Raw genomic sequence first — 7,944 nt, 5'->3', positions numbered from 1 at the left:
GTACGCCGCCCCGCCGCAGCCCCCGGCCCAGGCACCCGGTGCCTACGGCCACGCCCAGCCGCAGCCCCCGTACGGACAGCCCACCCAGCCGCCCGGGTACCAGCCGCAGCAGAACCCCCAGCAGAACCCCCAGCAGAACCCCCACTGGCAGCCCCCGCGCCCCTGAGCCTCACGGTGTCGCCCGTGCCCGGAGCCGGAAACCTCTCACCCCGCTCCCACCACGGGTGAGAGCAACGTTCCCTGCCGGTCACTGTGTGCCATCGTGGCGGAAACGCCCCCTCCCTACCTTCGGGATCATCCCCGCGCGGTGCATCCGCCCGCGCCCCGGAGAACAGTGGAGGCCCCATGACAGCCCCCAGCGGCCGCTGGATCCAGCAGTGGGACCCGGAGGACGAGACCTTCTGGAACCGGACCGGAGAGCGGGTGGCCCGCCGCAATCTGCTCTACTCCGTGCTGTCCGAGCACATCGGGTTCTCCGTCTGGACGATGTGGTCCGTGCTCGTGCTCTTCATGGGCCCGGAGTACGGGCTCACGCCGGCCGACAAGTTCCTGCTGACGTCGATGGTCACCCTGGTCGGTGCCGTGGTCCGGGTGCCGTACACCTTCGCCGTGGCGGTCTTCGGCGGGCGGAACTGGACGGTGATCAGCGCCGGGCTGCTGCTCGTGCCCACCGTCGCCGCGTTCGCCGTGATGGAACCGGGGACGTCGTTCTCCACGTTCCTCCTCGTCGGCCTGCTGGCCGGTATCGGCGGCGGCAACTTCGCTTCCTCCATGACCAACATCAACGCCTTCTTCCCGCTCAGGAAGAAGGGCTGGGCGCTCGGACTGAACGCCGGCGGCGGCAACATCGGCGTCCCGGTGATCCAGATCGCCGCACTCGCGATCATCGGCGCGAGCGGGGGACCGCGCGTGCTGCTCGGCCTCTACATCCCGCTGATCGTCGTCGCCGCCGTGCTCGCCGCGCGGTACATGGACAACCTCGCCACGGTGCGCAACGACACCGGCGCCGCCAAGGACGCCGCGCGGGACCCGCACACCTGGATCATGTCCTTCCTCTACATCGGCACCTTCGGCTCGTTCATCGGCTACAGCTTCGCCTTCGGGCAGGTGCTCCAGAGCCAGTTCGGCCGTACACCGCTGCAGGCCGCGTACGTCACCTTCATCGGCCCGCTGCTGGGGTCGCTGATCCGTCCGGTGGGCGGATGGCTCGCCGACCGGTACGGCGGTTCGCGGATCACCCTGTGGAACTTCGTCGCAATGGGGGCGGCGACGGCGGTGCTGATCGCCGCGTCCATGCAGAGGTCGCTCGCGCTGTTCACCGTCGCGTTCGTGGTGCTGTTCGTGCTGACCGGCCTCGGCAACGGATCGACGTACAAGATGATCCCCGGCATCTTCCAGGCGAAGGCGCTGGCCCGGGGGCTCGGGGGCGAGGAGGCGGCGGCGTACGGGCGGCGGCTGTCCGGGGCGGCCATGGGACTGATCGGCGCGGTGGGCGCGCTCGGCGGGGTCGGCATCAACCTGGCGTTCCGCCAGTCCTTCCTCTCCTACGGCTCCGGCACCGGAGCGTTCGTGGCGTTCCTCGCCTGCTACGCGGTCTGTTTCGCGGTCACCTGGGCCGTATACCTGCGCCGCCCGGCGGCCCGGCCGGAGGACCCGGATGCCGCCCCGGAGGAGAAGTCGCAGCTCAGCTACGCCGACGTATGACGTAACACTGGTGACACGAAGCCGAACCGGGCCCGTCATGGATCGTTGACAGGCTCGGCCGGCAGGGAGGTGGAGCCGCACCTCCCGGCGGTACGCCGACTCGAGCGGGACGAGAGCCATGTACGAAGAAGAGCAGCCACCGGAACACGGTCCACTCGCGGGTTTCACCGTGGGGGTGACCGCGGCGCGCCGCGCGGACGAGCTGGGCGCGCTGCTGGAGCGGCGCGGAGCCGCCGTCCTGCACGCCCCGGCGCTGCGGATCGTGCCGCTCGCCGACGACAGCGAACTGCTCACCGCCACCAAGGACATCATCGGACGGGCCCCGGACATCACGGTCGCCACCACCGCCATCGGCTTCCGGGGCTGGGTGGAGGCCGCCGACGGCTGGGGACTGGGCGAGGACCTGCTGGAGCGGCTGCGCGGGGTGCGGATCCTGGCGCGCGGGCCCAAGGTGAAGGGCGCGATCCGGGCGGCCGGACTGACCGAGGAGTGGTCACCGGTGTCGGAGTCCATGGCCGAGGTGCTCGACCGGCTCATGGAGGAGGGCGTGGACGGGCTGCGGATCGCCGTACAGCTGCACGGTGAACCGCTGCCGGGCTTCGTGGAGTCGCTGCGGGCCGGGGGAGCGGAGGTGGTGGGGGTGCCGGTCTACCGGTGGCTGCCGCCGGAGGACATCGGCCCCGTCGACCGCCTCATCGACGCCACCGTCGCCCGCGTCCTGGACGCGGTCACCTTCACCAGCGCGCCCGCCGCCGCGTCCCTGCTGTCCCGCGCGGAGGAACGCGGACTGCTCGACGACCTGCTCGCCGCCCTCGGCCACGACGTGCTGTCCGCCTGCGTCGGCCCGGTCACCGCGCTGCCGCTCCAGGCCCACGGCATCGGTACGCTCCAGCCCGAGCGCTTCCGGCTCGGCCCGCTGGTCCAGTTGCTCTGCCGGGAACTGCCCGCGCGGGCGCGCGCCTTGCCGGTCGCCGGGCACCGGCTGGAGATCCGGGGGCACGCGGCCCTGGTGGACGGCGCGCTCAGACCCGTACCGCCGGCCGGGATGTCCCTGCTGCGGGCGCTGTCCCGGCGGCCCGGCTGGGTCGTCTCCCGCGCGGAGCTGCTGCGCGCCCTGCCGGGCACCGGCCGCGACGAGCACGCGGTGGAGACCGCGATGGCCCGGCTGCGCTCCGCGCTCGGCGCCCCGAAACTGATCCAGACGGTCGTCAAACGCGGCTACCGCCTCGCCCTGGACCCGACCGCCGAGTCCGGTTGCGGGGACGGCTGAGCACGGGGGGTTCCGGGGGCCGTGACGGACGGGCACTGTGGGAGGAGCACGGTTTCCCGGATCGCTCACCGGCCTCCGCGCGGGGCCAACCTAGGCGGTGGCAGGAACATGGCACTGGGTACGGTCACGGTCTCCTACGAGCTGCGGTTCGACACCGGGCGGGTCTGCCTGGATCTGCTCGCGACCGCCCATCCCGGGGAACGGCTCGAGTCCGCGGCGGTGCTGCGCGCCTGGATCACCGGCTCCGGGCTCGTGCCCGAGGACACCACGCTGGCCCACGCGGACACCTCCTGGCTGGTGGCGTTCCGCGAACTGCGCGGTCAGCTCGTCCCCTTGGTCCGCGGCCGGCCGGCGCCCGGTGTCCCTTCGTACGACCTCGCCCTCGCGCGGGTGAACGAACTCGCCCGCGCGGCGCCCCCGGTGTTCCGCGCGGTGTTAGGTGAGGACGGCACGCTGGTGCGCCGGCTCGACGGCCCGCCCGGCCGGGCCGCCCTGCTCGCGGCGGTCGCGCGGGACGCGGTGGACCTGCTCACCGACCCCGTCGCCCGCGCGAGTCTCAGGCAGTGCGCGGGCGACAACTGCCCCATCGTCTATGTGGACACCTCCCGGGGGCGCAGGCGGCGCTGGTGTTCCAGCGAGGTGTGCGGCAACCGTGAACGGGTGGCCCGGCACCGCCGTCGCGCCGCCCTCTCCCGCGCCTGAGGGAGTGTCCGGATCAAGCCTCTTGTGCCCTATGCGGCTTTCGTGTGGTGCGCGGGGTGGAAATCGCCGAAGTGATCTGCGTTACACCGTTGTTCGCCTCCCGCGCCCGGTGGGTGACGCGGCCGTCCGCGCCGCTGTGTCGGAAATGTAAAGAAGTGGCGGGGGGAATGTGCTCTCATGTCCCGGTCGGCGCGCCGGTCCGCAGAAAACCGCCGTCTTTCTTTGAACACCCGCCCCCTGCCGTCCGTACCGGTTGTCGAGCGACCGACTGGGGGATCCCCCGGACACCGGAGGTGGGCGTGCGCAAGGATGCGGCCGTGGCCAATGAACGTGGATCGAGGGCCCGACATCGCATGTCCTCACAGCCCTCGGAACCTGACGAGGAGCTGATGCGTGCGCTGTATCGCGAGCACGCCGGGCCTTTGCTGGCCTATGTCCTGCGGCTGGTCGCCGGAGACCGGCAACGCGCCGAGGACGTCGTCCAGGAGACGCTCATCCGTGCCTGGAAGAACGCCGGTCAGCTCAATCGGGCGACCGGTTCGGTACGCCCCTGGCTGGTGACGGTCGCCCGGCGCATCGTCATCGACGGCCACCGCAGCCGGCAGGCCCGGCCGCAGGAGGTCGATCCGTCGCCGCTGGAGGTCATCCCCGCGGAGGACGAGATCGACAAGGCGCTGTGGCTGATGACGCTGTCGGACGCGCTCGACGACCTGACCCCGGCCCACCGGGAGGTCCTCGTCGAGACGTACTTCAAGGGGCGTACCGTCAATGAGGCGGCCCAGACACTCGGCATACCGAGCGGCACCGTCCGTTCCCGTGTCTTCTACGCCCTGCGGTCGATGAAGCTGGCTCTGGAGGAGCGGGGGGTGACGGCGTGATGAGTGTGTACGGGGGAAACCAGGGATTCGGCACGGGCGGTACGGGTATGTCTGGTGCCATGGAGGGATCACCGGTGCCGAACGAGCACGAGACCGTCGGCGCCTACGCCCTCGGCATCCTCGACGACGCCGAAGCCACCACGTTCGAGGCGCACCTCGCGAGCTGCGAGTGGTGCGCCCAGCAGCTCGACGAACTCGCCGGTATGGAACCGATGCTGGCCGCCCTCGCGGACCTGCCCGAGACCGGGACGCCCGCGCTGGGCGAGTCCCTGGCGGCCAGGCCCTCCCCCCTCGTGGTGGAGAAGCTGGTCGACGAGGTCGCCGAGCGCCGGGCCCGCAAGCGCCGCCGCAACTTCTACATGGTGGCCGCGGCGGGCGCGCTGATCGTCAGCGGTCCGTTCGTCGCCGTGGCGGCGAGTGGCGGGGGCGACGAATCGGGCGGCGGGAGCGGCACCAACCAGACGCTCGCGGCCAACCCCGCGAAGGAGGCGTTCGACAAGAGCTCCGAAAAGATCATGGCGACCGACCCCGAGACCCAGGTGACCGCGACCGTGGCCCTGGAGAAGAAGCTCTGGGGCACCGAGATCGTCACGGAGCTGAAGAACGTCAAGGGCGAGCAGAAGTGCTCACTGATCGCCGTCGGCAAGAACGGCGAGCGCGAGACGGTGAACTCCTGGTCCGTGCCCGGCGAGGGCTACGGCCTGCCCGACGCCACGACGGACAAGGCCAAGCAGCCCCTGTACGTCCAGGGCGGCGCCGCCTTCGACCCCAACGAGATCGACCACTTCCAGGTCATGACCTTCGAGGGCGAACTGCTCGTCGAGGTCGACGCGTAGGCCTTCCGGCGGATCGGCGGGAGGAACCGGCGGTTCGCGCGAGCGCCGGTGAGCCGGTGAGAGGGGGCCGCAGCGCCCCCTCCCTGCCATGCCCCCGGGCAGTGGGGGGAGGGCGTGCGGCATTCCGCCGTCTCCGGCACGGTGCGCCGGTCCGGCTTGCCCCACCGCCGGGTTTTGCGTGTCCGCTCCCGTCCGGTGCGCGGGTGCGGTCCGGTGTGCCGGTGAGTGGGGGCCGGTGCTCCCCTCCTTCGCACGCCCCGGGGGATGGGGAAGGGTGTTCGGGATTCCGCCGTCTCCGGCACGGTCCGGCCGGTCCGGCCGCGCCCGGTCCGCGGGTGCGGTCCGCGAGGGCGTCCGGTCCGCCGCTCCCGCGGGGGCCTGCGGGTCTGCCCCTGCCCGGTCCGCGGATGCGGTCCGCCGGGTCCGGGAAGCAGCCGGTCCGGTCCGGGGCCGAGGCCTCCTGAGCCCGGGGCGTCAGGCCCGGTGGGGAACCCGCCGGGGAGGCCCGTAGCCGACAGGTGCCCCCGTCGCGTACGGTTGACGGCTGCCCAGCACGTCAGAAGGGGGCCCGGTGGCCGCTCAGGCTCAGCAGGAATCCGCGGTCGAACCGGTTCACGACTCCGTTCGGGACCGCGAGATCCGAGTCGAACAGGAACACCTGGACCGGGTGTACGTCCGCCTCGAGGAGAAGATCCACGAGGCGGAGTTCCTCATGGCCGACGCCGCCATGCGCGGCCACGTCGGCACGCCCGGCGCTCTCGCCGAACGGGACGCCCAGGTCTTCCGGGCCGGCATCCACCTCAACCGGCTGAACAACGAGTACGAGGACTTCCTCTTCGGCCGGATCGACCTGCTGCCCGGCAAGGACGGCACGAAGGGCCCGGACGGCGCGTACACCGCCGTGGAGCCCGCCGAGGGGGCCATCAGGGACGACAACACCGCCGATATCGCCGAGACGCTGCACATCGGCCGGATCGGCGTCCTCGACGCGGAGTACGCGCCGCTGGTCATCGACTGGCGGGCCCCCGCGGCCGCCCCCTTCTACCGCTCCACCCCGGTCGAACCCGGCCGGGTCGTGCGGCGCCGCGTCATCCGCTCCAAGGGCCGCCGGGTCCAGGGCGTCGAGGACGACCTGATGCGCCCCGAGCTGAAGGCGTCCCTGGACGGACGCGAGCTGCCGGTGATCGGCGACGGCGCCCTGATGGCCGCGCTCGGACAGGCCCGTACGCACACCATGCGCGACATCGTCGCGTCCATCCAGGCCGAACAGGACCTGGTCATCCGCGCCCCCGCCGCCTCCGTGACATACGTCGAGGGCGGCCCCGGCACCGGCAAGACCGCCGTCGCCCTGCACCGCGCGGCCTACCTCCTCTACCAGAACCGGCGCCGGTACGCGGGCGGCATCCTGATCGTCTCGCCCACCCCGCTCCTGGTCGCCTACACCGAGGGCGTGCTGCCCTCCCTCGGTGAGGAGGGCCAGGTCGCCATCCGTGCCATCGGCTCCCTGGTCGACGGTGCCTCGGCGACGGTCTACGACTCCCCGTCGGTGGCCCGCGCCAAGGGCTCGTACCGCATGCTGAAGGTGCTGCGGAAGGCCGCGCGCGGAGCACTGGAGCCGAACGGCTCACCGCAGCGGCTGCGGGTCGTCGCCTTCAACCGCCGCCTGGAACTGGAGGCGGCGGAGCTGGCGGACATCCGCCGCACCGCCCTCGGCGGCACCGCCCCGGTCAACCTGCTGCGCCCCCGCGCCCGCAAGCTGATCCTCGACGCCCTGTGGGAGCGCTCCGGCGCCGGGAGCCGGCACACCGACCCGGAGCTCGCCGCCGAGCTGCGCTCCTCCTTCGACGAGGACATCACCTCCGAGGACGACTTCACCGCCTTCCTCGACGCCTGGTGGCCCGAGCTGACCCCGGCCGCCGTGCTGGACGCCATGGCCGACGAGCGGCGCCTGGGCCGCTGGGCCCGCCGTGTCCTCAACCCCGGCGAGGTGCGCAAGGTCGCCCGTTCGCTGAAGCGGGAGGGGCGCTCCGTGCACGACATCGCGATGCTCGACGAGCTCCAGGCGGTGCTCGGCACCCCGGCCCGCCCCCGCCGGAAGCGCGAGCTCGACCCGCTGGACCAGCTCACCGGCCTGGAGGAGCTGATGCCGGTGCGCGAGGAGACCCAGCGCGAGCGGGCCGAACGGCTCGCCCAGGAGCGCGTCGAGTACGCGCACGTCATCGTCGACGAGGCCCAGGACCTCACGCCGATGCAGTGGCGCATGGTCGGCCGCCGCGGCCGGCACGCCACCTGGACGGTGGTCGGCGATCCGGCCCAGTCCTCGTGGTCGGACCCCGACGAGGCCGCCCAGGCCCGTGACGAGGCACTCGGCAGCCGCCCGCGCCGCCGCTTCGAGCTCACCGTGAACTACCGCAACCCGGCGGAGATCGCCGAGCTGGCGTCGAAGGTGCTCGCCCTCGCCATGCCCGGCTCGCAGTCGCCGAGGGCCGTGCGGTCCACGGGCGTCGAGCCGCGCTTCGCCGTAGTGGGGGGCTCGGGCGGCCGTGACGTGCGG

At 72.5% G+C, this 7,944-nt stretch carries 6 protein-coding genes; all 6 read left to right on the top strand.

Going from position 1 to position 7,944, the window contains the following annotated elements; genetic code table 11:
- The first annotated feature begins 345 nt into the window (after nt 1-345).
- On the top strand, nt 346-1,704 hold the full coding sequence (locus B9S61_RS03425; protein WP_103540854.1) for a NarK/NasA family nitrate transporter: 1,359 nt from the start codon (nt 346-348) through the stop codon (nt 1,702-1,704).
- 118 nt (nt 1,705-1,822) lie between these two features.
- Nucleotides 1,823-2,974 carry a uroporphyrinogen-III synthase gene (locus B9S61_RS03420; protein ID WP_103540853.1) on the top strand — a complete coding sequence of 384 codons (1,152 nt, stop codon included), beginning with the start codon at nt 1,823-1,825 and terminating at the stop codon, nt 2,972-2,974.
- Between the two features lie 108 nt (nt 2,975-3,082).
- Entirely contained in the window at nt 3,083-3,676 is a 594-nt protein-coding gene (locus B9S61_RS03415; RefSeq protein ID WP_103540852.1) for an ABATE domain-containing protein, read from the top strand.
- Between the two features lie 293 nt (nt 3,677-3,969).
- On the top strand, nt 3,970-4,554 hold the full coding sequence (locus tag B9S61_RS03410; RefSeq protein WP_037932079.1) for a sigma-70 family RNA polymerase sigma factor: 585 nt from the start codon (nt 3,970-3,972) through the stop codon (nt 4,552-4,554).
- A 74-nt stretch (nt 4,555-4,628) separates the two neighbouring features.
- The gene (locus B9S61_RS03405; RefSeq protein ID WP_103540851.1) at nt 4,629-5,390 is read left to right on the top strand and encodes an anti-sigma factor; all 762 of its coding nucleotides are present in this window, start codon (nt 4,629-4,631) and stop codon (nt 5,388-5,390) included.
- 571 nt (nt 5,391-5,961) lie between these two features.
- Nucleotides 5,962-7,944: UvrD-helicase domain-containing protein (locus B9S61_RS03400; protein WP_103540855.1), on the top strand; the 1,983-nt coding region annotated here is incomplete at its 3' end.

Source organism: Streptomyces sp. SM1, from assembly GCF_002910825.1.
GTDB lineage: Bacteria > Actinomycetota > Actinomycetes > Streptomycetales > Streptomycetaceae > Streptomyces > Streptomyces okerensis.
The sequence above is the reverse complement of the archived record's forward strand: the minus strand, read 5'-3'. Positions and strand labels throughout refer to the sequence as shown.